Here is a 24,022-nt window from a genome sequence, read left to right as displayed (position 1 = left end):
GAATGTACCTCGTCCCCCGACGAAACGATGACCGGCCCGGTTCGCACCCTCTACGTCACCACGGACGCATCGACGGGCGAAGCCCTCGAATCGCTGTTCGCGGACGAACGACCTGCGGTCGCGTTCTCGTACGTCACGAGCGCCGAACAGGCGTTCGCCACGCTAGACGCCGAGCGAATCGACCACGTCGTCCTCGGCGCGGCGGTCGGTGGTTCCGAGTCCGACGACCCCGGGAACGTACTCCGGCGTGAGAACGCCGACGTGGGAATCGAGACGATATCGAGACCCGACCCCGGAGGCGCCGGCGAGGCGACCGGCGACCAGTTGTGGCGAGCCCGAACCGAGCAAGTCCGAGTTCTCGCGCAGCGAATCGAGGACGCCGTCGCGTCCGAAACGGTGGCCGACGGCGGGGTCGAAGCCGACCACTTTCGGGCGCTCGCCGAGGAACTCACGGACGCCATCCTCGTCATCGACACCGACAGCGTCGTCCGCTTCGCCAATCCCGCCGTGGAGGAGATATTCGGCTACTCGGCGGACGAACTCGTCGGAGAGTCGTTGACGAAGCTCATGCCCCCGGGCCTCGCCGAGCGACACCACGAGGCGATTCGGCGCTACCTCCGCGAGGGCGAGCGTCACGTCGATTGGAACTATCTCGAACTCCCCGGCCAGCGTCGGGACGGGAGCGAAGTGTCGCTGGGCGTCTCGTTCAGCGAGTTCGTCTCGGGCGACGAGGTGCGGTTTACCGGCATCGTCCGGGACATCACCGAACGCAAGCGCCGGGAATCGGAGCTTCACGACCGGGTTCGCCAGCAGGAAGCACTCTCGGCGTTCTCCCGGCGCGCGCTCGAAAACGAATCGCTGGACGACCTGTTCGACGAGGCGGTCGAACTCGTGGCCGAGGCTCTCGACCACGAGTACTGTAAAGTACTCGAACTCAGGCCCGAGTCGGCCGACCTCCTACTTCGGTCGGGCGTCGGCTGGCGCGAGGGTCTCGTCGGGTCGGCCACGGTCGGGACCGACCGTGAATCCCAGGCCGGGTACACGTTGCTCTCGTCGGAACCGGTCGTGGTCGAGGACCTCGAATCCGAGGACCGGTTCTCCGGACCCGAACTGCTCACGTCCCACGACGTGAAGGGTGGCATCAGCGTGATTATCGGGTCTCCGGACGACCCGTGGGGAATCTTGGGCACCCACGACATCGACCAGCAAACCTACACCGACCACGACGTGCAGTTCGTCCAGAGCATCTCCCACATCCTCACGGCCGTCATCCAGCGCCGCGAGCGCGAGCGACGACTCGAACGCTCCGAGGCGATGCTCGACGCGGTCAGCGACGGGGTGTACGCCCTCGACGCCGACTCCCGGTTCGTCGCGGTCAACGACGCGTACGTCGAACTCACCGGGTACGCCCGCGAGGAGTTGCTGGGCGAACACGCTTCGAAGGTCGTCGGTCCGGACCTCTACGAGGAATCGAAGTGGATACAGAAGTCGCTCGAAGCCGACGAGGACGTGGTGACGATGGAAGCCACCCTCCCGACCGCAGACGGCGAGTCGATACCTATCGAGACCCGCATCACGCCGCTTTCGCTCGGCGACCAGATGGGACGGGTCGGCGTCGTTCGGGACGTGACCGACCGGAAACGCCGGGAAGAGAAACTAACCTCGCTCAACGAGATGTTGCGGTCGCTGGCCGACGCCGAGACGCGGTTCGAAATCTGCGACCTCGGGGTGGATACCGCAGTCGAGGTTCTCGGATTCCCGAACGCGGCCGTGGCGCTGTACGACGACGAGGCGAGCAGTCTCGTCTCGACGGTTCGGCGATGGAGTGGCGGGGACATCGACGACGTGCTCCTCGGAACACACGCCGACGACGTGGCGTGGCGGGTGTTCGTCGAGGGCGAGTCCAAGGCGTTCGACGACCTCGGTGCAGAGCTTGACGCCGACACCGAGATGGGAAGCGCGCTCGCGGTCCCGCTCGGGAAGTACGGGGCGTTCATCGCCGCGGCCCCCGACCGGGCCGCGTTCGACGCGACCGACCGGTCGCTCGCCGACATGCTGTGTTCGAACGTCAGGTCGGCGCTCGACCGGGCCGAACGCGAGGAGGAACTCCGAGACCAGCGCAACGACTTACAGGAGAAGAACCGAGAACTCGAACGGGTCAACCGGCTCAACAGCGTGATTCGGGAGATGACGAAGGCGCTGACGCAGGCGTCGTCCCAGGAGGACGTGATGCAGGCGGTGTGCAGTCGGCTGACCGAGTCCGGACCCTACCGGTTCGCGTGGTTCGGCACGCACGACAGAGCCACCGACGAGATACGCCCCGAAGCGTGGGACGGCGTCGGGGAGGACTATCTGGAGGACATCGACGTGAGCGCGGACGACGGGGAGCCACGCGGACGCGGGCCTGCTGGCCGGGCGATTCGAACGACCGAGTTGCAGGTGCAGAACGACCTGCTCGGCGACCCGCCGTTCGAACCGTGGCGCGAACAGGCGTTGAAGCGAGGCTACCGGTCGAGCGTTGCGGTCCCTATCGTCTACGGTGGGACGGTCTGGGGCGTCCTCAACCTCTACGCGGGCGAATCCGGCGTCTTCGACGAGATGGAGCAGACCGTGCTGTCGGAACTCGGCGAGACGATCGGCTACGCGATGAACGCGCTCGAACAGAAGCAGGCGCTCGTGAGCGAACGGTCGATAGAACTCGACTTCCGAATTCGGGGGTCGGAGAGTCCGATCCTCGAATTCGTGACCGAGACCGACGCGGAGTTCGAGTTCGAGAACGCAGTCCAGCGCAGCGACGGTCGACTACACGCCTTCTTCACCATCCGGGACGCTCCGCCGGAGGAGACGCTCGAATTCGCCGAGGCGGTGACGTGGATAGAGGACGTTCATCTCGTGACCGAGCGCGACGACGAGTACCTCTACGAGTGTACGCTGTCCGACCAGTCGTTCCTCCGGTCGGTGATGGACCGCGGGGCGATGCCTCGGACCATAACCGCCACGGAGGAGGAAGGCAGGTTCGTAATTCGCATCCCCCAGAGCGCCGACGTGCGGACGTTCGTGGACCTCTTCGAGGACTACTACGCCGAGGTCGAACTGGTCGCTCGACGCGAACGCGACGAACCGGTGATGACCCGACAGGACTTCGAGACCGAACTCCAGGAGCGACTCACCGAACGACAGGCCGAAGTCCTCCGGATGGCCTACCTCCGCGGCTTCTTCGAGTGGCCCCGCGAGAGCACGGCCGAGGAAATCGCCGAGGCGCTCGACGTGTCCCAACCGACCGTGAGCCGCCACATTCGAGGTGCCGAGCGGGTGCTGTTCGGTCTACTGTTCGAGGAGTAGCGAACAGACTGGCTGCAATCGGCGGTCGGGAGCGATTCGCGGTGCGAATTTAGATGTATAACCCGCCGGGGACGAGACCGGGTATACATCTATCGTGAATTCCTATGCCCGCTGCGCCCTACAGAATACAATACGTAATGAGTCAAAGTGTGAGCGGGGATACCTTCGAGAAGCGTTCGACCAGCCAGCGAGTCATCACCGCCGTCGCCGAGGAGACCGGCAACGACCCGACGGAGGTGGGACCGCTGTATCACGTCGTCGACCCCGACGCCCTCGACCGCCTGTTCTCCGCGACCAAGGGAAGCGGCCGGAATCAAGGCTACGTGGCGTTCACGTTCGGCGGATGCGACGTCGTCGTGAGCGGAAACGGCGACGTGGACGTTACCGAGCGCGACGTGGCGACGGAACTCGCCGACGAGGACGGCGACATCCGGAGTCTCGGGACTAACCTCGACGAAACCGCGTAAGGAGTCCGGATGCTCGAAACCGAACCTCAGCGATCAGATGCGACGTAGTTGTGATCCGACACCAAACACGGCTGACGACCGGCCGACTGACGGCGACTACATGACCGACCGTTGTACCCGCTGTGGCGACGATATCACTCTCGAGGAGTGGCATCCGGTCGCTACCGTGCGCGACGACGACGGTACAGTTCAGATATACGACTTCTGCTGCGAGGCGTGTCGCACGGCGTGGCAGGACGAACGGGACGCGGACTGAAACTGGGTGTGGCCGCGCTCCTCGCCGGTTCGTCTGCTTCGTCTCTGCCCCTTTGCATCATACATCGTCGTTTAGAACTCTTATAGGCGCGTTAAGGAAATAATATTCTTTCTTTGCCGCTCCTCGTCTCGGGCCGTGAGACGCGGAGGATTCTTCGAGCAGGCGACGTTCAGCAACGCGACGACCGACTGGTCACCAGTCCGGTGCCGACCGATCCACCGTCGGATGAGACGAAGGACTCGCCAGCGAAGGAGCGGTCGGTTCAGAGCTTCGACTGGTGAACGCGATAGATGACCACGCCGTCCTCGCGGAACACCTCTTCGATGCCCGGATACTCCGAGAACTGGAGTTCATCGGCGTCGTAGCGCTCGCGCGCCTGCGGGCCGACGTAGATGTACTTCACGTCGTATCGCTGGAGTCGCTCGACCCGGTCGCCCCACGACCCGGTGTAGATGCGGTCTACCTCCTCGGCCCGCGCCTTCGACGCGTCGTGGCCCCGGTAGATGCCCTCGTGATAGACCCACCCGACGACGGTCGGAAGGCCGGTCAGCGAGGCGGCGGGACTGCTCCACGCGTACACGTCGCGGCCCGGTGTGGAGACGATGTGGGGTTGGCCCTCCCTGTCGTCCAGCCACGCGATGGCGGCCGCCTCGTCGGGGTGGTAGTCCTCCGCGAACGCCTTCCCGTCCAGCGTGGGGTCGTCGATTCGGTGGTGGTCGCTGGTGAAGTGACCGCCCAGCGCCATCCCACCGTAGAGCGCGGTCGAGACCACGAGGACCGCCGCGAGCGCGCCCATGACCTCCGAACGGTCGATGCCGACGCCCGGGAGCGTCCAGTCGGACGGCCCGGACGAGGCGACGAGGGTCGCCAGCGCGGTCCCCGCGGCGGTCGCCCAGAGGACCCACACCTGCATGTACACCTTGAACACCGTGTTGAATCGACCGCCAGCGGCGCTGTCCTTCACGTAGACGAACTCTACCAGCGTGACGAGTCCGGCCCCCGCGACCAACAGGACCGTCTCGTAGCCGACGCCGCCCTCGGCGTCGGGAGCGTCGCCGACCGTCCGAAGCAACAGCCATCCGAACACCAGCAGGGGAACGACCAGCACCAGCACCGCGTAGTTCAACACCCACGCGTACCCGACCAGCGCCACGGCCAACAGGCCGAATCGGGCGGGTTCCACGTCGAACGCCGCCCGCGCTCGGGGCCAGAGGAACGCCGCGAACACCACGACGAAGGTGCCGTGGACGAGCAGGAGTCCGACCGCGCTGGCGGGTTCGGGGAGGAAGGCGATGCTCCGGTTGCCGGCCGAGCGCAGGAGGATACCGAAGACGAACGGCGCGACCCACGCGACCGCAACGGTGGCGACGACGCCCGTCACGGCGAACGCGCCTGTGATTCGGCGGGCCTCTCCGAGGAGGCTGAGTCCGGCCACGCTGGCGGCCCCGCCGTCACTACTTTCGGTCCCGCCGTGACCGCTTCCGGCCCCGCCGTCGGCGACCGGCTCGGCGGTCTCGTCCGAGGAGACGCCGGGGAACAGCGTTAGCGGGTCGGCGGGCGAAAACAGGACGGCGAGCCACACCACGCCCAGCCCGGTCGGAAAACTCCAGACGTTGACGAGTCCGAGAAGGCCGACAACGACCGGGAGGACGCCGAACGCGAGACCGCGCCGGCGACGGAGCGCCCCGGGACCGGACTGGTAGTAGGAGAACCCGAGTGCGGCGACCAACAGCAGGAACGGCGTGCTGACCATGTGGGCGTGGAGATCGCCGTTGAGGAACGAGAACAGGGGGAACTCGTTGATGGTCTGGGGGATGACGCGACTCGGTCCCCAGTAGCCGAAGGAGTCGAGTCCCTCCGTCACGAGTTCGCCCGAAGTCGATTCCGCGATGGGTTCGGCGACCCAGTCGGCGACCCTGCGGGCCATCGAGTCGGGGAGGAGCCAGATTGCTCCCGTGACCGCGGTGACGAGGTTGGCCGCGAAGCCGACGAAGAAGGCACCGAACGCGCCCGCCGTACGGCGCGAGACCCCGCGGGCGTCGGCCATCGCGCCAGCGAGTCCGTAGGCCGCGGTGACGAGCATGGCGTAGAACCCCGAGAGCGCCAAGTTGTACGCGAACTGGGCCTCGGTACCCGTGAGGTGGGTGAGGAGGCCGGCCGCGAGGTGGCCGCCGTAGTAGTAGAGGACGTGTCCGCCAGCCCACCACATGTCCTGCGGAGGCAAGACCTCGGCCCGGAGGAGCGACTTCAGGATGCCGAAGTCGAGGAACTTCTCACCACCGCCCGGGAAGATGCCGGGGTCCACGGCGCGGACCGCGACGAGAAACGCGAACGCGATGCCAAAAATAACTATTGTCTCCGCGTACGCGCGCGTTGGGATTGCGAGTCGAGCGTCCCTGGCGGGTCGAACGTCCCCGCCATCCCGAAGCGAGCGGTCGCTCCACAGGACGATTCCCGACAGTCCGGCGAGCACCGCGACCCCGAGAACCGCGGTCCACCGGCCGAACGCGAGGTGGCCGACCCAGTAACCGACGGTCGTCACGACGACCATCGCCACCGGAAGCGCGAAGGCCGCGCCTCGGTCGGGGAACCGGGGAAACAACCGAGTCGTGAGCGGCAGTGCGACGAACGCGAGCGCCTGAAAGACGACGAACCACAGCAGGACGAGCGCGTACTCCATTCGATATGTAGGCGTGCGACCGAGCGATAAACATCTTGGGGTTCGGACCAAAGTCGGTGTTAAGGTACGTACGACGGCCAACCAGTCTCGGCCGGTGAACCAGTCCACTCAGAAGACTGAAAGGACGGGGGCTTTCGAAGTCCCGGCTCCGACTCCTGCAACGTCTCCGAACACTACCCGGACCACACCATCCGGCGATTTCCGAGACGCGTTATCGTTCACGAACGCCTGTCATCGGTAGTCGGAGCGTCCGAGAGTATCGGTAAAAATTCGCACACGCCGGTCGAATCACAATCCTTATCCGTGGGACGGCGCTACGATATGGTAGCGGGATGGGATAGCCAGGAGATTCCGGCGGGCTCATAACCCGCAGATCGGTAGTTCAAATCTACCTCCCGCTATACTTTTGCCGAACTCGATTTCGAGCGAGTCGGTTCGTCACCGACCACCGGCTGAGTCGTGCAACTATCCTCCGGAGTCGGGCGCTTCACGACGCCTATAATTACAATCAGTTCTGTCTCTCGACGTTCGCTTGGTGGTTACGGGCGCCAGCGCGCCGCGGTCGGGGTGACCACGTAGTTAATCAGTATCGCGGAGTATTAGGACACGATGACGTCCGTACTGTTCGTAGTCAGCGAGGAGGGGTACTGGGGCGAAGAGTGCGTAGACCCGCTAGAAACGCTCTCTGACACTGACGCTAGCGTCGACGTGGCGACGCCGAGCGGGAACAAACCCGTGGTGGACCCCCGGTCGATAGATCCCGAGAACGTGGGCGAGGAGACTTCCGAGTGGGTCAAAGAGGTCCACGCGAACGACCAGCGGCTCCAGAACCCGAAACCTATCGCCAATGCGAACGCCGACACGTACGACGCCGTGGTGTTCCCGGGCGGACACGGTACGGAGTGGGACGTGAATCAGGACAAGCACGCTCGCGCCCTGTTCCGCGAGATGATCGCAGGTGACGATCAGAAAGCACTGGTCGTCTGTCACGCAGTCGGCCTGTTGGCGTTCACGAGGGACGGTAATGGCGGCTTTCTCGTGGACGGCCGCGACGTCACCGGCTTCCCCAACGAGTGGGAGCGCAACATCGTCGACGACAACGACAGGATGCCCGACGGCCGAAAACTACCGTACTGGGTCGAAGACGAGGTGAAGGCCGCAGGCGCAAACTGGGACGCGGAACTCGACGCCGACACCAGCGTCACCGTCGACGGCGACCTCATTACGGCCCGTGGGCCGGAGTCGTCCCACGAAGGCGTGATGGCGCTCGTCGAAGCACTCGGCGTCACACCGCCCGCGTAGGGCCGAAAGCACACCTTTATCACTGACGTCTCCGCTTCGAAAGACGAAGAGATGGCGTTAGGCACTCGCGGAGTTCTCGCAATCGTCGCCGGTCTCTTGATGACCGCGGCGTTCGTCGCCGCTCGGGCGGAGAGACGGCTACTCGGGACGTGGATTATGACGCTCGGTTTCACCGTCGCGTCCTTCTGGTCGATTCTGAGCATATTCTGGGCGCAGTCTCACCCGAGCGCACTCACGCCGAAACTCTGGCTGACGATGGCGTCGATGGCGGCAACGGCGACCGTCTACTTCGGATATCTGGGTCTCCACGGCGAAGGTCTAGGTGAATAATACGCCAGCCCAAGCACTCCTTACCGTCGTAATCGCGGTACGCAGCCGCCCGTACCATCTCTCATTACTCGCTTTACCAGTCCATTACTATATGGAAATATAATAACCAGTAGATTTAAATGCATGTTTGCATACCTCATTGGTATGCCACACCGGCGCAACCGATCGGACGATACGAACAATAGCCGACGAAAGTTCCTGAAGGCGAGTGGTGCTGGTGCCGTTGCCCTCTCTCTGGCAGGCTGTAGCGGTGGCGGCAACCAGACCACCACCGACGCCACGACCGAGGAGGAGACGACCACCGAGGAAGAAACCGTCGAGAAGAAGACGGAAGACACCGACTCCATTCCACGCGGCGGTACTCTCACCTACGGGATGAGTTCGCAACCGGACACCTCCAACTACCTGACGTCCGGGAGCGTGTACTCGGCGGTCGCACTGAACCTCATCTACGACTTCGGGATCGAGATCGACCCGGTCACCGACGAAGTGCGGCCGTGGGTGTTCACGGACTGGGAACTCAAGAAACCGGACGCCGAGAAACCCGAAGTCGTCTTCGACGTCCGTACCGACATCAGTTGGAACGACGGTGAGGACTTCACGGTCGAGGACGTCGTCTTCTCGCACAACTACATCATCGAGAACGAGGTCGGCGAGTGGTCGTCCGTCTGGAACAACATCGAGAAGGTCGAGAAGGACGACGGCGACTGGGACTGCCGGATGACGCTCACCGGCCAGATCGGGACGTGGGACGTCTCGGCACTCGGTGCCTGCCCGATGATCCCCAAGCACATCTGGGAGAACGTCGACGACTTCCAGGCCTACGACCCGATGGAGGAGCGCGAGAATGGTCCGGTCGGTACCGGTCCCGGCGTGCTTACCAAGTTCGCTCCCGACACCTCGATGCAGATCAAGTTCCGTGACCCCGAGGAGTACCCCCTCACGGACCAGGACTGGGTCGCCGAACACGACAATCTCGTCACCGGCGGTCCGTTCATCGACCAGATCGACTTCAAGGTGTACGGCGAACAGACCGCGATGACCCAAGCGTTCATGCGCGGCGAAATCGACACCCACTACGGGACGCTGGACACCGACAAGATTCCGGAGGCCAAGAAAACCGACGGTCTCGGACTGGTGAAGGGGTACGACGACGGGTTCTCCTACATGGGGTTCAACTGCCGACGCCAGCCCCTGGACGACGTGGCGCTCCGACAGGCAATCTCGTTCGTCTTCGACGACTACCACTGGACCCAACAACTGGAGAAGGGCTTCCGCATCGAGGGCGACTTCGCGGCCCCGGCCGGGTACACCGTGCGACCAGACGAGGTGTTCGGCGGCGAGATGCTCACGGACCCGGCGGCGGAAGCGTTCTCGTTCCGCGGAAAGGGTGACTCCGCCGACGTCGACGTCGAAGCAGTTCGTTCGTTCCTCACGAACGGCGAGGTCATCGACGGCACGGAGGGCACGTACGCCGGAATGGACTACCCCGGTACGCTCTCGGGCATCGAGGCCAGTCAGAGCGAAGCCAAGTACGACTACACCTTCGAGGAGGCCCAGGCCGACGTGCTGTCGGACACTTCCGACAAGGAACTGTACGTCGACGGAGAACCGATTTCGGAGGTCATGGACGGTCCCATCGAGATTCTTCTGGACCCGCCGAGCGACAGTCCGAAGCAGTCCGAAGCGTTCTCGCGCTGGGCCGAGAACGCCAACAAGGTCGGCATTCCGGTGTCGCTGAAGCCCACCGAGTTCAACACCATGGTCGATCTGGTCTACTACGACGCCGACTACGACATCTACGAGATGGGCTGGGCCGGAGTCAGCAGGTTCGGTACGTCGACCGAGAACTACTTCCACTCCAAAAACGCCAAGGAGGCGTTCGGGGAGAAGGAAGGCGAGAAGTTCGCCTACAACTCCACGGGGTACGGCGTCGCGGGCGGCAGTGTCGACGACCTCATCGACGACGCTTACAGCGAGATGGACCCCGAGACGCGCCAGGAGAAGTGGGCGACGGCTCTCGAGAAGGTGTACCTCGACATGCCGTACATGATTCGTGACTACGAGAAGGTCCGTTGGCCGCTCAACACCGCGGACTTCACCGGGACTATCGAACCCGTCATCGGTCCGGCCTACCTGAACTGGACCTGGCAGGCGTTCCACCTCCACACGACGGAGTAACGTTCCGCAACTGCGACCCGTTTTTTGTCGGTGACGCTGAGGACGCGAAAGGCGCACCTACACGGCCGAAAGCGGCGCAGGATGGGAATCATCACATTAATAATGGACGTATCCAATTACGAAGATAGAATATCCAACGAGTGTTCGCATGTTACACAATATGACACGGAGTGATGGAAGATGACACGAATCAGCGGACGCTATCTCGCAAAGCGGATCGTGGTCTCCTACATCACACTGCTGGTAATCATGACCCTCCTGTTCGCGCTCCTGCGGAGCATGCCGGGAACGTTTCTGGGTGCGATGATCAGCCCGGAAATGACGGCAGAGCAGATAGCGCGCATGGAGGAGGTGTGGGGACTCAACGAACCGCTCTGGTCGCAGTATCTCGACTTCATGATCAACTACCAGACCGGCGAGTTCGGGATGTCGCCGACCCGGAAGGTCCCCGTCTGGGACGTTATCATGCGGCGACTGCCCCGGACGCTCATCCTGTTCGGCGCCGGGTTCATCGTCGCCTACGTCGTCGGCCCGCTCGTCGGCATGTACCTCGGCTGGTGGCGAGGAACGAGGAAGGACAAGTCGATCTTCTCGACGGCCCTCGTGATGTACTCGATGCCGGCGTTCTGGATCGCGTGGCTGTTCATCTGGCTGTTCAACTACGAACTCGGCCTGTTGAAGTCGACGTACATGTTCGACAAGTTCCCCGAGTTCCAGTGGACCATCGTCACGACGATGACGAACGTGCTGCACCACATGGCGCTCCCGCTACTCAGCATCACGTTCGTCGGCTGGGTCGGGTCGATGCTCGTGATGCGACCGTCGATGAACAACGTGACCGAAGAGGACTACGTCTTCCTCGCGCAGGCGAAGGGACTCAGCGAGCGAACCGTGATGATAAAGCACGCCGCGCGGAACGCGCTCATCCCCGTCGCCACGCAGGCCATCGTCGGTATCGCGTTCCTCATCGACGGGAGCGTCATCATCGAACGGGTGTTCAGTTGGCCGGGTATCGGCGACCTGATAGTCGCGGCGGTGCTTCAGCAGGACTACCCCATCGCACAGGCGGCGTTCTTCATGCTGGCCGTGATCATCATCGCGCTGCGACTGCTGACCGACGTGGTGTACACGTACCTCGACCCACGAATCAAGTTCGGGGAGGGACAATAGATGTCGACCCAATCAGAGAGCAGTTTCGATCTCGACGCGTTTCGAGAGCGCTGGGAGCCCCGCATCGAGCGACTCAAGCGCGGGTGGAACCGGTACACGACTCACAAGATGGGAGTCATCGGACTCGTCATTCTGGCGGTGTTCATCCTGTGGGCGCTGTTCCCGTGGGCGTTCACCCCCCACACGCCCGAGTGGCAGGCGTACATCGGCTACGAGAACACCCGCATGACGCCCGACCAGGTCTCGTCGCTCCCCCATCCGCCGGCGTTCGGCGACCCGTTCTTCGCACCGCTCGGGACGAACGTCAACGGGTACGGCGTCTACACGTTGCTGGTGTACGCCGCGAAGGACGCCCTCTACATCGGATTCGCGGCCGGACTGCTGTCGAGTCTCGTGGGCGTCCCGCTCGGTCTCATCAGCGGCTTCTACGGAGACACCTGGATCGACGAACTCATCCAGCGAATCGTCGACGTGATGTACGGCCTGCCGTTCCTGCCGTTCCTCGTCGTGTTGGTCGCCATCCGAGGCGTGAACACGACGAACATCATCCTCGGCATCGCGATCACCTCGTGGCTCAACAACTGCATCCTCATACGAGGAGAGACGCTGTCGCTGAAAGAGCGCTCGTACATCGACTCCGCGAAGGTCGCGGGCGCGAGCGACACGCGCATCGTGTTCCGGCACATCCTGCCCAACGTCCTGCCGCTGGCGTTCGTGTTCCTCGCGCAGGACGCGGCTATCGCCATCCTCACGCAGGCGTCGCTGGCCTATCTGGGACTGGCGGACTTCACCGCCAACTCCTGGGGCCTCATGATCGAGAACGTCAAGGCCCACGGGTACATCTACAACGCGCCGTGGTGGCTCCTCCCGCCTGGAATCGCGATCACCTTGATCGCCGCAGCGTTCTACTTCATCGGTTTCTCGATGGAGGACGTGACCAACCCGCAGAAGGAGTGATATAAATGAGTCTACTCGAAGTAAACGACCTCTCGATACGGTACGACGTGGGCGACGACGACGTACACGCCGTCGACGGCGTTACCTTCAGCATCGATCGCGGTGAGACGTACGGTCTCGTCGGCGAATCGGGATGTGGAAAGACGACGCTTGCGAAGTCGCTCATCCATCTCCTCGACTCGAACGGCTACATCGAGAGCGGCGAGATGTGGTTCGACGGCACGCTCCCTCGGTGGGAGAACGAACGCGGCGAACCCCGCAGAGAGATAATCGACGACGACCAGTATCCGGTCCGAGAGGACGGGATGACCGACCTCGCCCAACTGGACGACGAACAGATTCGGGACGTTCGGTGGCGGAACATCGCACTCATCCCACAGAGTGCGATGAACGCGCTCAACCCGGTGTACAAGGTGGGCGACCAGATCGTCGAGGCCATCCTGCGCCACGAACCCCACACGCCGCGCGAGGAGGCCGACCAGCGCGCCCGCGACCTGCTGGAACGAGTCGGCATCGAACCCGACCGGGCGGACGACTACGCCCACGAGTACTCCGGCGGGATGAAACAGCGGGCCGTCATCGCGATGGCGATGGCGTGCAGTCCGGACATGCTAATCGCCGACGAACCGACGACCGCGCTGGACGTCATCATCCAGGACCGCATCCTCGACGAACTCGACGAACTTCAGGAGGAGTTCAACGTCTCCATCCTCGTGGTCAGCCACGACATCAGCGTCATGGCCGAAATCTGCGACCAACTCGCGGTCATGTACGGCGGAAAGATAATGGAGAGCGGTCCGAAGAAAGAGGTGTTCCAGCAGTCCGCGAACCCCTACACCCTCGGATTGAAGAACTCGTTCCCGACGGTCAAGGAAGAACAGTCCGAACTCGTCTCCATCCCCGGGTCGCCGCCGACCCTACTGGACCCGACAGACAAGTGCCGGTTCGTCGACCGCTGTCCGTTCGTGGTCGAAGAGTGTCACTCCTCGCACCCGCCGATGTACGGCGTCTCCAGTGGTGAAACCGGACGGCGCGCCGAGGCCGACGACCCACAGACCCACCGGACGGCGTGCTACCGGGTGGACGAACTCGAAACGATGCGGACGGAAGCAGGAAAGGAAGAAACATGGCAAGCGACGACCCAAAACCGCTAGTGGACGTACAGCACGTCTCGAAGTTGTTCGACACGACCCAGGGCGTCACCGACCGGTTGTTCGGCCGCGAACCGAACCCGGTCCGTGCCGTCGACGACGTTAGCCTCACAATCAACGAGGGCGACATCATGGGCATCGCCGGGGAGTCCGGTTGCGGGAAGACGACGCTGGGCAAACTGCTCGTAAAACTCCACGAGCCGACCCACGGCTCCATCGAGTTCGACGGCAAGGACATCAGCGACCTCTCGAACGAGGAGCGAAGCGAGTTCCGTCAGCGGGTCCAGATGATATTCCAGGACCCCTTCGAGAGCCTCAACCCCCGGATGACGGTGTTCCAGTCGGTGATGGAGCCGCTGAAGATAAACGGCATCGGCGATGGGTACCACGACCGGCGCGAGCGGGTCAAGGAGGTCCTCAACGACGTAGGTCTCTCGCCCGCCGAGGCGTACCTCGACGAGTTCCCGAAGGAGCTCTCGGGCGGGGAACGCCAGCGGGTCGCCATCGCGCGGGCGCTCATCGTCAACCCCGATTTCATCGTCTGCGACGAACCGGTGTCGATGCTGGACGTGTCCATCCGGGCGGGCGTGCTGAACCTGATGAAAGAACTCCAGGACGAGTACGGTCTCACCTACGTCTTCATCAGCCACGACCTCTCGCTCATTCGGTACATGTGCGACCGAACGGCCATCATGTATCTCGGGGACATCATCGAGCAGGGGCCGACTCAGGACGTCGTGATGAACCCCAAACACCCCTACACGGAGGCGCTGTTCGACGCGGTACCCGAAATCGACCCCGAGGCCGAGCGCCACCGTGCGAACGTCACCGGCGAGGTTCCCAATCCCCGTAACCCGCCCTCCGGCTGTCGATTCCACCCTCGGTGTGCCAACATCATCCCGCCCGAGGACTGGACGGGGAGCCAAGATGCGTTCCGGCGGACCTTCCAGTTCAAGCGGCGCGTCTTGCACGACGACCTCGACCCCGAGGAAGCGACGGAGAGCGTCGGCAGGGAGTCGCCCGACGCGATACTCGAACGCGGACTCGCGCTGGAACTCCCCGAGGAACACACGCTGGCCGACGAGAGTTCCCGCTCGGTCGATCCGTCGGTACTCGACCTGCCGGGCGACGCAGAGCGAACGCTTCGTGACGCCGCCGAGAAGTTGCTCGGCGGTGACCGCGAGGGCGCGAAGGCAGAACTGGAGGGCGAGTTCGTCTCCATCTGCGAGCGCGAACACCCGGACATGCGCGAGGCCGGGTCCCGAATCACGGCCTGTCACCTCTACGAAGAGGAGGAGACGGACCGCGTCGTCGCGCCGGGAACCTCCGACTGACCGGCTTCCGGCCGCCGTTTTCCCCCAGTCGGATGAAAAGATTTAGTGAGTGTCACATTCTCGTTAGCGCCGTCGAATGAGACTCCCCGAAAGCCGCGCCGAAATGACGACGAAGCGCCTCCTTCTGGTCGGGTCGTTTCTGCTCGTGTCGGTCGTCACGACGGCCGCGTTCGCGCAAGCCGTGACCGGCCACCTCGCGGCGATGCACGCTCCGAGCGCCGACGTGACGGTCGTCGGCCACGAAGTCGTCGACGATCGGTTGGACGTGACCGTCCGCGTTCACAACCCCACCGTGAAGAACCTCGAACTCGGGACTGTACTGGTGAACGTGTACGTCGGCGGGGAGCAGGTCACGGACGGGACGACGTCGAGGACTCGTGACGACGTGACAGTCCCGCCGCATGAGACCGAGAGGGTGACGTTTCCGCTGAGACTCCGCGAGGGGATGGCCGACCGATTCCGAGACGCCGACCCCGCCGAGGTCGAGATGCGGGGACGAATCGATGCGTACGTCGTCGAAGAGATGGTCTACCTGTCCGTCGAGGAGACGGGGGTGAGCGGATGAGCGGCTCGAACTCCACGGGTTGGTCGGCCGAGACTCCCGACACGCGTCTCGATTCCCTGCGACGAGTCGGCGTGTTTCTGCTGACGGGAGTCGCCGTCGGTACGCTGGCGGGGATGGGCACGTTCGTCTACAACGCGACCCAGTTTCTGTCCGTCGAGACGGACGTGCGACTTCTGCTCGTCCCCGTCGTCGCCGCCGGGTCGTTCGCACACCTGTTCGCTTCCTCGCTACAGCGGTCGATTCGACTCGGTCTAATCGGCTTCTTCGTCGGTCTGTTCGTGTTCGTGGGCGCGTGGATCGCCCCGCTGTGGATACTCCCGTACCCGCCCGAAGCCAGGGGCGTCCTGCTCCCCAAACTGGTGGGCGACACGATGTCGGCGGCGTTCATCAACTACGCGACGGCGTACCTCGGGGGCTATCTCGCCACGGTCACTGTCGCCGCGTTCTGGGAGTGACCGAACCGCTACGTTTTTCCGTCGAGTTTCAGTACGGGCACTCGTGACGAAGGACACCCCGCAGCGCGAGAAGACCGTGCGCGAACGGGGGACGTTCGCCAAGCACGGCGACGACCCTACGCTGAAGAGCTATCTCTCGTCGCTGTTCTTCGTGCTCTCGGTGCCGGGTTTCATCACGCTGGCAGTCGTCGGTCACTGGTCGGGTCTCTACCCGTACTCGTTCGTGGTTCCCGCGTTCGCGGGGCTACTCGTGGCGTCGCTGGTGGTCGTGTTCGGTCTGATGCACTACCTGACGTAGTCAGAACGTGTTGCCCCAGAGGGTCAGGTAGAACACGACCAACATCGCGGCGAGTAACAGTCCGAACTGGAACCGAGTCGGTGACCCCGCGGACGAGAAGAAAAAGAGGACGAGACTGGTGAGACCGAGCAGCGCGGCGACGCCGAAAAGCAGCATCGTCCGGTAAGCTTCGTCGAACAGCCACGAGTCCAGCCAAGTACGACTGCCCATACACTCAGTAGAGTACGTCTTCGTAGACTGCTTCGACGGGTTCGACGACCAACTGCTGGGCGAACGCGTACGTCGTCAGCGCGACCTGGTCGTCGGCGGTGAACTCGTCGGCTTCGTCGCGCCACTCCGCGACGCTGGCGGCGTACCGAACGTGCGAGTCGTGAATCGTGAAGAGCCACTCCTCGGGGAGTTCGTCGTCTTCTGTGGCGTCTTCCCGACGGGCGCGGAACAGGTACTTGAACGTCTCGTCGGTGCGGTCGCTGATGTCGTTCCCGGCGTGGTAGTCCGACACCTGCGGCGTGCCGAACAACTGGACGAGGCGATACAGCGCGACACCGACGCTCACCGCGTCGGAGCCGTCGGATTCGGTACTCAGGTACGCGATGACGTTGAGGTCGTCGCGCTCGCGGACGTTGTCCTCGACGAGTACCTTTCCGTCCTCGCGCTTGCGTTCGATTTCCTCCGGAGGAATCGGTTCGACGCGAACGTCTCGGAGCGCCTCGGGGTCGGGCGCGTCGGGGTGTTTGCGGATGTCGACCGACATAGTTCAGTACGCGAAGTAGGTGAAGCCCTTCCAGCCGAGATAGCCGACGCCGAGACAGGCGAGGCCGACTCCGGAGATAGCCAGCGACTCGAGTCCCGAGAGCGCCTCTGCGGGGTCGCCCATGCCGAAGTAGAGGGTGAGACCAACCGTGACGAAGATGTACCCGACGACGAGACCGAGAATCATCACGCCAATCGAACCGAACCCGATCGGTCCTCGAAGCGGTTTCGGTACGTGATCCTTCAGAGCCATGGTCTGTGGTGTCTTTCACCACGCTTAAAAGTTCTGGAACTATTTCTCCTCGTCGGCGTCGAGGTCCTCGAACTGCTCGTCGGAGAGCGGCGACAGTTCCGAGTCGAAGTCACTCCCCCCTTCGTCGCTCGATGACTCCGCGGACTCCGCCGACGGTACCGACGTGTACTCGTCGGGCGGCGTCTGGAAGCGATAGCCGAGTGCGATGCAGACGAGTCCCGCCACTGCCCGGACGACGGCCGCCGGGGAGGTGGCGGGGTACTGGCCGGTCACGACCGACCCGTGGAGAGCGTCGCCGACCAACAGCGCGCCCGTCACGAGGAAAAACGTGCTGAGCAACGCCACGAACCGTACTGAAATCACGCACGGGGGTTTCGAGTCCCACAAGTTACGACTTCCGGTTCCCATCTAACCGACGACACGTCTGCTGTTCCGAGATGTCGGTAAGACGTCTATTTGGAGTATCAACGGTAGAAATTCGTCGCGAGAGTCCGAGAGGAGGCCGAACGTGGAGGATCACTATTCCATCTTTTCGGCCACAATGTTCATTATCCCTCCATCGACCATGTAAAGTAAAGTATGACGACGTATCTTTTGTCTGTTACGAGGTTTTTTGCATCATTAGGCGAGGGGAGTAATCAATGAGCGACGAACGGGACGCCGGGGACGACACCCCCGACGAAGAATCACGGCGAGTAGACGCCTCCCCGACCGACGGCTCGGACATCGACGCGCCGGCCCGGGACGAGGGCGACCCGGACGAACGAGCGACCGATGGTGACTCCGAGACGACCGAATCGGCCGGCGGCCGGGAGACGGACGACGACCGAGGGGCGGATAGCGACCGAGACACGGACGACGACTCGGCCGACCTCTCGTTCGGAACTCGCACGGACGAGACCGAATCCGAGGACGGCACCGAATCCGACGACGAAACCGAGGCCGACGACGAGACCGGGACCCGGGACGAGACCGGTTTCGGCGAAGACGTGTCCGAGGACGACACCGAATCCGAGGGAGACGAGGGGCCGGGCGGTCTCGACATCTCCGGCGAGCAACTCACCAGCGCGGCCGTGACCGTCGGCGAGTACGACTGGGAGGAGTTCAAAGACGAGTTCTTCTACGAGAACGGGAGTCCGCCGACCAACTGGCGGGGGAAGGCGCTCCCCTTCGACCCCGAGGAGTACCTCGGCCACGACCCCGAGGAGACCGGCGAGCGGGTCGCAGGTGCCGCCGAGACCGCGGCGGGCCTGAGCGCCTACTTCGAGGACTTCCTCGACCCCGAGGAGACGCCGGTGGCGCTCGGCGAGTACCTCTGGGAACACTTCCGATACGAGTACTACTACGACGAAGCGGAAGAGGGGATGGCCCGCCCACGCGACGAGTCGGGCGAAGTCGTCCCCTTCGACCGGAGCGAGTGGCTCGGCCACGACGACTTCCCGACCAGCGTCTTCGAGGGCGGGACGGCAGTCACCGACCTGAGCGCGAGTTTCGAGGAGTGGCTCGACCCCGCGACCACGCCGGTCACGAAGGGCGAGTACTACTGGGAACACTTCAAGTACGAGTACTACTACACCGACACCGACGTCACCGCGCCCGAGCGACCGCGAGACGACGACGGCGAAATCGACCGATTCGAGAAAGAAGAGTGGCTCGGGTTCCCCGAGGAGGACCTCGAAGAACTCCTCGCGGAGGGCGCACACGACGCTCGGAAGCTCCTGCAAATCGAGGACGAGCGCACCCTCGACGTGCCCGAGGAACTCGACGAGGACGCCTTCTTCTCGACGGTCGAGGGACACACCACGCTGGTCAATCGCTACGACCTCGAAAAGGAAGTCGCGCTCCCCAAGAAACAGCACTTCCGAGAGGTGGACCGCTACTGGGTCAACAAGCCCTACTCGTTCGTCGTCATCTTCCACTCCGAGAAGGAGAACGAGACCAAGTACTACCTCGTGGAGCCGTACTGCACGCCCATCGAGGACGACCTCAAGGAGTTCCTGACCAAGAAGCTCCGGTCGTCCATCAAGTACTCCAGCGAGGACGTGGTGGTCGAAGCCGAAGCCGAGGAGCGCGGAAGTGTCATCGAGCGCGAGACCCTCGAACTGCTCGGACGCTACGACCTATACGTCGAGAACGACGGCGAGCGCGCGGAGCAACTCGCGGAACTGCTCGAACGCTACGACGAGACCAGAGACGCCGTGAACGCCTACGTCGAGCGAATCCGCGAGGAGACCGACACCGCCTTCGAACCAATCCGAGAGGCCATCGAGAAGCGCCGGGAGGCCGACGACGGTGACGGACTATCCGAGCAGGACGAGGCGGAGGTCGAGGAACCGTCGGAAATCGAAGCCGAGGCCGAACCCGACAGCGAGACCGAACCGTCGCCCGACGCCGAGGCGGACGGCGAGGAAGTCGCGGCCGACGGTGGCGCGGTCGAGGACGACGCGGAGTCGGAGGCTTCCGCGCCCGAAAGCCCCGAGTCACCCGACGCGCCAGACGGTCCCGAACCGACCGACGGCTCCGAGTCGGCCGACCTCCCGGCGAACACCGACGAGGCTGGCGACGGCGACCTGCCAGCGACCGGCGACGAGGACGACGGCCCCCGAATCCGACTCGACGAGTACCTCGACCTCGAAGTCGAGGTCGAGGGGCCGCTCCGCGAGCAGGTCCGGGCCGCGGTCGAGGCCAAAATCGAGGCGCTGGAACCCGACGAGTCGGGCGGACTGGACGGCATCATGGTCCGACCCGAACCGGTCCTCATCGAGGAGGACAGCGACGACCTCTCGGAGTACCAGACCGAGAAACTCCTCTACTTCCTCAAGCGCGACTTCACGGGCTACGAGCGCATCGACGGTATCAAACACGACATCAACGTCGAGGACATCTCGGTGGACGGCTACAACTCGCCCGTCTTCGTCTACCACACCGACTACGAGCAGGTCATCTCCAACGTCTACCACGGCGAGGACGAGTTGGACGACTTCGTGGTCAAGATGGCCCAGCGGTCGGGCAAGGGCATCTCGAAGCGCCAACCGCAGGTAGACGCGACCCTCCCCGACGGCTCTCGTGCCCAGTTGACCCTCGGCCGGGAGGTTTCTGACCACGGGACCAACTACACTATCCGGCAGTTCAAGGACGTGCCGTTCACGCCGGTCGACCTCGTGAACTGGAACACCTTCTCGCTGGAGGAGATGGCGTTCATGTGGCTCGCCATCGAGAACCACAAGTCGCTCATCTTCGCCGGGGGGACGGCGTCCGGGAAGACGACTTCGCTGAACGCGGTGTCGCTGTTCATCCCGAGCAACTCGAAGATCGTCTCCATCGAGGACACCCGCGAGGTCGAACTGCCCCAGCGCAACTGGATCGCCAGCGTCACCCGCCCCTCGTTCTCGGACGACGACAAGGGCGACGTGGACGAGTTCGACCTGCTGGAGGCCGCGCTCCGCCAGCGACCCGACTACATCGTGATGGGCGAGATTCGCGGCGAGGAAGGTCGGACCCTCTTCCAGGTCATGTCCACGGGTCACACGACTTACACCACCTTCCACGCCGACACGGTGGGCGAGGTCCTCAAGCGGTTCACGACCGAACCCATCAACGTCTCGAAGACCCTGTTCACCGCGCTCGACCTCGTCTCCATCCAGACCCAGACGCGGGTCCAGGGGAGCAAGGTCCGCCGAAACAAATCGCTCACGGAGATCAACGAGTACAACGCCGAGAACGACGAGATCAACGTCCAGGACATCTTCCAGTGGCGCGCCGAGGACGACGAGTTCATGCGCCTCTCAGGGTCGAACACCATGGAGGAGATCATGTTCGACCGCGGGTGGGACCGCGACCGACTGGAGAGGGAGATACTCAAGCGCCGGGTCATCCTCGCGTATCTCATCAAGAACGGTCTCAACGAGTACACCCAGGTCGCGGCCACCGCGCAGGCGTTCATCAACGACCCCGACACCATCCTGACCCTCATCGCCAACGAGAAACTGGAGGAGAGCCTCGAAGACCTCCGGGAGATGGAGAGCGTCCAGATCGACGTGGACCCCAAGAAAGAGGAGATGGTGCCCCGGCCCGACCCCAGCGAGGAGACCTACGACCTCGCCAAGGGCATCCTCGCCGAGGCGGAAGACCGCCTGCTCGACGACTACCGCGGGGCGGACGCCGACGTGGACGGACTCGCAGTCGCACTCGCCGAGGCCGCCGAGCCCACCGACGCGCCCTCGGAGGTCGAGGCGACGCCCGAGTCTGAGACCGACGCCGACTCGGACCTCGACGCGCCCTTCGGCGGCGACATGCTCGACTCCGAACCGTCCGAGGGCGGGCAGTTCGAGGACACCGAGTCCGTCGGTCCGGAGGACAGCGTCCGGAACGTCAACGACGCCGGGGAACTGGGAAGCTTCCCCGAGGTCTACGACGAAGACGACCCGGAAGACGGCGACGAGGAAGACAGTTCCTTCGGCGACTTCGAGGCCGCCTTCGACGACACCGACGAGGAGGACGAGACATGAGCCACGGGAGCGCCACCTCCCCAGAGCGCTCGGCCGACTCGCTGGCCGACGCGTTCTACCCCCTATTCGACTACCTGTTCGACGAGGACGGCGACTTCGTAGACGACGTAGAGACCAAACTCGCCGAGGCGAGGATGCCCGACACGGTGGAACTCTACCTCTCGCGGGGGTTGGCGGTCGGCGTCCTCTCGGGGGTGGTCCTCTGGTTGCTCGGTCTGCTCGTCGGCTACGTCCTGTTCGTGACCGGTCTCGTGGAGGTCGGCGTCCTCATCGGACTGCCGGTACCGAACGAACAGACCGCCCAGTTGATCAACGCGCTCAAGATTCCGGCGCTCGTCGTGGTCAGCGGCTTCGTCTTCGGGGCAATCGGGTTCGGAATCGGATTCGGCGTCATCGTCGGGATACCCTACATGCGGGCCAGCGAGCGCGAGCGAGAGATAAACATGCTCCTGCCCGACGCCATCTCGTTCATGTACGCCCTCTCCATCGGGGGGCTGAACCAACTCGAAATTCTGGAAGCGATGGCGAAGGCCGACGACACCTACGGCGAGGTGTCCCGGGAGTTCCAGTCCATCGTCCAGGAGACCGAGTACTTCGACACCGACTACCGGACTGCCATCCGGAAGCGGTCGCTGGAGACGCCGAGCGACGAGTTGGGTCAGTTTCTGACCGACATGCTCTCTATCGTCAACTCCGGCGGAGACATGAGCGACTTCCTGGACGACAAGAAGGACAAGCACATGCGGACCGCCAAGCAGCAACAGGAGATGACGCTCGAAACTCTCGAACTGTTCGGCGAGATGTACATGACCCTCTCGCTGTTTCCCCTCCTGCTCATCATCATCCTCGTCATCATGTCGATGCTCGGAGAGGCCAACGAATCGATGCTGTACGCGACGGTCTACGGCCTGATTCCGCTGACGGGCGTCGGCTTCCTCGTGCTGGTCTCGACCGTCAAGCAGGACGACCCCGGCGACGGCTACCTCAACCCCTCGGACGGCGGCGACCGCCTCGAAGCGACGACCGGCGCGGGCCTGCTCCACCTCGGTCTCGTCGAGAAGTACGTCGGCGAGTTCTCCGTCTTCGACCGCATCAAGAGTCGAGAAGGCACCTACGAGACGGTGGCCTTGCTGAAGCAACCTCACGTCTTCTTCCGGGAACACCCCCTGTTCATCCTCGGACTGACGTTCCCGGCGTCGCTGGTGCTGGTCGGTAACGCGGTCTGGAGTGGTGCGGCCCCACGGAGCTTTCAGGAGATGGTCGCCCGACCGATTTGGGGGACGTTCCTCTACGTCTACGTCCCGGTGTACGTCAACTTCCTGCCGCTGGCCATCTTCCACACGTGGAACGTCCGGTCGCGGCAGGCGGTCATCAGCAAACTCTCGGACAACCTGCGAAAGCTCTCGTCGGCGAACGACACCGGCCTGACTCTGCTCGAATCCGTCCGGACCGTCGCCGACACCTCCACCGGAAAGCTAGCCGACGAGTTCGACGTGATTCACGCCAAGGTCGAGTACGGCATGAGCCTGAAGGCCGCGCTCATCGAGTTCAACAACCGGTACCACATCCCGCGACTCGCCCGGACCGTCAAACTGGTCTCGAAGGCCCAGGAGGCCTCCAGCCAGATTACGGCGGTCCTCTCGACGGCGGCGCAGGCCAGCGAGAACCAGGACGACATCGCCCGCGAGCGCAAGTCCCGGTCGCGGATGCAGGTCGTCATCATCATCATGACCTACCTCACCCTGCTCGCGGTGATGGCCATCCTGAAGGTGAAGTTCCTCGACGTGATGGCCGGACTCGCCGGGCAGGCCTCCTCGGGCGGCGGGGCCGGGTCGGCGCAGTTCGGCGGCGGTGTCGACACCAATCTCCTGTCGATGCTGTTCTTCCACGCCGTGACCCTGCAAGCCATCCTCTCGGGCTTCATCGCGGGCTACATCCGCGACGCCTCGCTGCTGTCGGGCGTGAAGTTCGCCGTGATACTGCCGACCGTCGCACTCCTGACCTTCGCGTTCATCTAACC

Annotated in this window: 20 protein-coding genes and 1 tRNA gene; 16 read left to right on the top strand and 5 right to left on the bottom strand. The window is 63.7% G+C overall.

Annotated features, from left to right (window positions below):
* The first annotated feature begins 27 nt into the window (after positions 1-27).
* The 3 genes from E2484_RS21005 to E2484_RS25280 all read left to right on the top strand — a co-directional run bounded on the left by E2484_RS21005 (position 28) and on the right by E2484_RS25280 (position 4,065).
* Complete coding sequence (locus E2484_RS21005; protein ID WP_137287146.1) at positions 28-3,342, top strand: PAS domain S-box protein; 3,315 nt, start codon at positions 28-30, stop codon at positions 3,340-3,342.
* 137 nt (positions 3,343-3,479) lie between these two features.
* Positions 3,480-3,809, top strand: a complete 330-nt coding sequence (locus tag E2484_RS21000; RefSeq protein WP_170977451.1) for a HalOD1 output domain-containing protein — start codon at positions 3,480-3,482, stop codon at positions 3,807-3,809.
* Between the two features lie 37 nt (positions 3,810-3,846).
* Positions 3,847-4,065, top strand: a complete 219-nt coding sequence (locus tag E2484_RS25280) for a DUF7576 family protein (RefSeq protein ID WP_449272309.1) — start codon at positions 3,847-3,849, stop codon at positions 4,063-4,065.
* Positions 4,066-4,327: 262 nt separating this feature from the next.
* Here the strand turns inward: E2484_RS25280 and E2484_RS20995 are convergent, their stop codons facing one another.
* On the bottom strand, positions 4,328-6,745 hold the full coding sequence (locus E2484_RS20995; RefSeq protein WP_137287145.1) for a DUF2298 domain-containing protein: 2,418 nt from the start codon (positions 6,743-6,745) through the stop codon (positions 4,328-4,330).
* 326 nt (positions 6,746-7,071) lie between these two features.
* Here E2484_RS20995 and E2484_RS20990 point away from each other — a divergent pair.
* From E2484_RS20990 to E2484_RS20940, 11 genes are all read left to right on the top strand, one after another.
* Positions 7,072-7,146 (top strand) — tRNA-Met (locus tag E2484_RS20990).
* A gap of 208 nt (positions 7,147-7,354) precedes the next feature.
* Positions 7,355-8,047, top strand: a complete 693-nt coding sequence (locus tag E2484_RS20985; RefSeq protein ID WP_137287144.1) for a type 1 glutamine amidotransferase domain-containing protein — start codon at positions 7,355-7,357, stop codon at positions 8,045-8,047.
* A 51-nt stretch (positions 8,048-8,098) separates the two neighbouring features.
* Positions 8,099-8,377, top strand: a complete 279-nt coding sequence (locus E2484_RS20980; protein ID WP_137287143.1) for a hypothetical protein — start codon at positions 8,099-8,101, stop codon at positions 8,375-8,377.
* Positions 8,378-8,521: 144 nt separating this feature from the next.
* Positions 8,522-10,558 carry an ABC transporter substrate-binding protein gene (locus E2484_RS20975; RefSeq protein WP_170977449.1) on the top strand — a complete coding sequence of 679 codons (2,037 nt, stop codon included), beginning with the start codon at positions 8,522-8,524 and terminating at the stop codon, positions 10,556-10,558.
* A 180-nt stretch (positions 10,559-10,738) separates the two neighbouring features.
* Positions 10,739-11,728: an ABC transporter permease gene (locus tag E2484_RS20970; protein WP_321112863.1), complete on the top strand. Its 990-nt coding sequence runs from the start codon at positions 10,739-10,741 to the stop codon at positions 11,726-11,728.
* Positions 11,729-12,685, top strand: a complete 957-nt coding sequence (locus tag E2484_RS20965) for an ABC transporter permease (protein ID WP_137287141.1) — start codon at positions 11,729-11,731, stop codon at positions 12,683-12,685.
* Positions 12,686-12,690: 5 nt separating this feature from the next.
* Complete coding sequence (locus E2484_RS20960) at positions 12,691-13,839, top strand: ABC transporter ATP-binding protein (protein ID WP_137287140.1); 1,149 nt, start codon at positions 12,691-12,693, stop codon at positions 13,837-13,839.
* Positions 13,812-15,170, top strand: coding sequence for an ABC transporter ATP-binding protein (locus tag E2484_RS20955; RefSeq protein ID WP_137287139.1), 1,359 nt, complete (start codon positions 13,812-13,814; stop codon positions 15,168-15,170). The genes E2484_RS20960 and E2484_RS20955 overlap by 28 nt, the downstream gene beginning before the upstream one ends.
* Before the next feature lie 76 nt (positions 15,171-15,246).
* The gene (locus E2484_RS20950) at positions 15,247-15,735 is read left to right on the top strand and encodes an LEA type 2 family protein (RefSeq protein WP_137287138.1); all 489 of its coding nucleotides are present in this window, start codon (positions 15,247-15,249) and stop codon (positions 15,733-15,735) included.
* A complete protein-coding gene (locus tag E2484_RS20945; protein WP_137287137.1) occupies positions 15,732-16,190 on the top strand; it encodes a hypothetical protein in 459 nt (152 codons plus the stop codon). Before E2484_RS20950 ends, E2484_RS20945 begins: the two co-directional genes overlap by 4 nt.
* Before the next feature lie 43 nt (positions 16,191-16,233).
* The gene (locus E2484_RS20940) at positions 16,234-16,488 is read left to right on the top strand and encodes a hypothetical protein (protein ID WP_137287136.1); all 255 of its coding nucleotides are present in this window, start codon (positions 16,234-16,236) and stop codon (positions 16,486-16,488) included.
* Here the strand turns inward: E2484_RS20940 and E2484_RS20935 are convergent, their stop codons facing one another.
* From E2484_RS20935 to E2484_RS20920, 4 genes are read right to left on the bottom strand one after another with little or no spacing between them, the layout of a single operon-like run.
* The gene (locus tag E2484_RS20935) at positions 16,489-16,698 is read right to left on the bottom strand and encodes a hypothetical protein (protein WP_137287135.1); all 210 of its coding nucleotides are present in this window, start codon (positions 16,696-16,698) and stop codon (positions 16,489-16,491) included. It abuts the gene before it with no gap.
* Positions 16,699-16,702: 4 nt separating this feature from the next.
* Positions 16,703-17,242: a hypothetical protein gene (locus E2484_RS20930; protein WP_137287134.1), complete on the bottom strand. Its 540-nt coding sequence runs from the start codon at positions 17,240-17,242 to the stop codon at positions 16,703-16,705.
* Between the two features lie 3 nt (positions 17,243-17,245).
* Positions 17,246-17,494: a hypothetical protein gene (locus tag E2484_RS20925; RefSeq protein WP_137287133.1), complete on the bottom strand. Its 249-nt coding sequence runs from the start codon at positions 17,492-17,494 to the stop codon at positions 17,246-17,248.
* Positions 17,495-17,533: 39 nt separating this feature from the next.
* Positions 17,534-17,857 carry a hypothetical protein gene (locus tag E2484_RS20920; protein ID WP_137287132.1) on the bottom strand — a complete coding sequence of 108 codons (324 nt, stop codon included), beginning with the start codon at positions 17,855-17,857 and terminating at the stop codon, positions 17,534-17,536.
* A 278-nt stretch (positions 17,858-18,135) separates the two neighbouring features.
* Between E2484_RS20920 and E2484_RS26205 the strand changes: the two genes are divergently transcribed.
* Positions 18,136-22,002 carry an ATPase, T2SS/T4P/T4SS family gene (locus tag E2484_RS26205; RefSeq protein ID WP_394347936.1) on the top strand — a complete coding sequence of 1,289 codons (3,867 nt, stop codon included), beginning with the start codon at positions 18,136-18,138 and terminating at the stop codon, positions 22,000-22,002.
* Positions 21,999-24,020, top strand: a complete 2,022-nt coding sequence (locus tag E2484_RS20910) for a type II secretion system F family protein (protein WP_137287131.1) — start codon at positions 21,999-22,001, stop codon at positions 24,018-24,020. Before E2484_RS26205 ends, E2484_RS20910 begins: the two co-directional genes overlap by 4 nt.
* Positions 24,021-24,022: the final 2 nt, after the last annotated feature.

Source organism: Halorussus salinisoli (assembly GCA_005239435.1).
GTDB lineage: Archaea > Halobacteriota > Halobacteria > Halobacteriales > Haladaptataceae > Halorussus > Halorussus salinisoli.
This window is presented reverse-complemented; position numbering and strand designations above follow the sequence as displayed.

Bases quoted from the DNA above. Each gene is read 5' to 3' on its own strand.
- E2484_RS21005 (WP_137287146.1), top strand. From the start codon at position 28: ATGACCGGCCCGGTTCGCACCCTCTACGTCACCACGGACGCATCGACG.
- E2484_RS21000 (WP_170977451.1), top strand. From the start codon at position 3,480: ATGAGTCAAAGTGTGAGCGGGGATACCTTCGAGAAGCGTTCGACCAGC.
- E2484_RS25280 (WP_449272309.1), top strand. From the start codon at position 3,847: ATGCGACGTAGTTGTGATCCGACACCAAACACGGCTGACGACCGGCCG.
- E2484_RS20995 (WP_137287145.1), bottom strand. From the start codon at position 6,745: ATGGAGTACGCGCTCGTCCTGCTGTGGTTCGTCGTCTTTCAGGCGCTC.
- E2484_RS20985 (WP_137287144.1), top strand. From the start codon at position 7,355: ATGACGTCCGTACTGTTCGTAGTCAGCGAGGAGGGGTACTGGGGCGAA.
- E2484_RS20980 (WP_137287143.1), top strand. From the start codon at position 8,099: ATGGCGTTAGGCACTCGCGGAGTTCTCGCAATCGTCGCCGGTCTCTTG.
- E2484_RS20975 (WP_170977449.1), top strand. From the start codon at position 8,522: ATGCCACACCGGCGCAACCGATCGGACGATACGAACAATAGCCGACGA.
- E2484_RS20970 (WP_321112863.1), top strand. From the start codon at position 10,739: ATGACACGAATCAGCGGACGCTATCTCGCAAAGCGGATCGTGGTCTCC.
- E2484_RS20965 (WP_137287141.1), top strand. From the start codon at position 11,729: ATGTCGACCCAATCAGAGAGCAGTTTCGATCTCGACGCGTTTCGAGAG.
- E2484_RS20960 (WP_137287140.1), top strand. From the start codon at position 12,691: ATGAGTCTACTCGAAGTAAACGACCTCTCGATACGGTACGACGTGGGC.
- E2484_RS20955 (WP_137287139.1), top strand. From the start codon at position 13,812: ATGGCAAGCGACGACCCAAAACCGCTAGTGGACGTACAGCACGTCTCG.
- E2484_RS20950 (WP_137287138.1), top strand. From the start codon at position 15,247: ATGAGACTCCCCGAAAGCCGCGCCGAAATGACGACGAAGCGCCTCCTT.
- E2484_RS20945 (WP_137287137.1), top strand. From the start codon at position 15,732: ATGAGCGGCTCGAACTCCACGGGTTGGTCGGCCGAGACTCCCGACACG.
- E2484_RS20935 (WP_137287135.1), bottom strand. From the start codon at position 16,698: ATGGGCAGTCGTACTTGGCTGGACTCGTGGCTGTTCGACGAAGCTTAC.
- E2484_RS20930 (WP_137287134.1), bottom strand. From the start codon at position 17,242: ATGTCGGTCGACATCCGCAAACACCCCGACGCGCCCGACCCCGAGGCG.
- E2484_RS20925 (WP_137287133.1), bottom strand. From the start codon at position 17,494: ATGGCTCTGAAGGATCACGTACCGAAACCGCTTCGAGGACCGATCGGG.
- E2484_RS26205 (WP_394347936.1), top strand. From the start codon at position 18,136: ATGAGCGACGAACGGGACGCCGGGGACGACACCCCCGACGAAGAATCA.
- E2484_RS20910 (WP_137287131.1), top strand. From the start codon at position 21,999: ATGAGCCACGGGAGCGCCACCTCCCCAGAGCGCTCGGCCGACTCGCTG.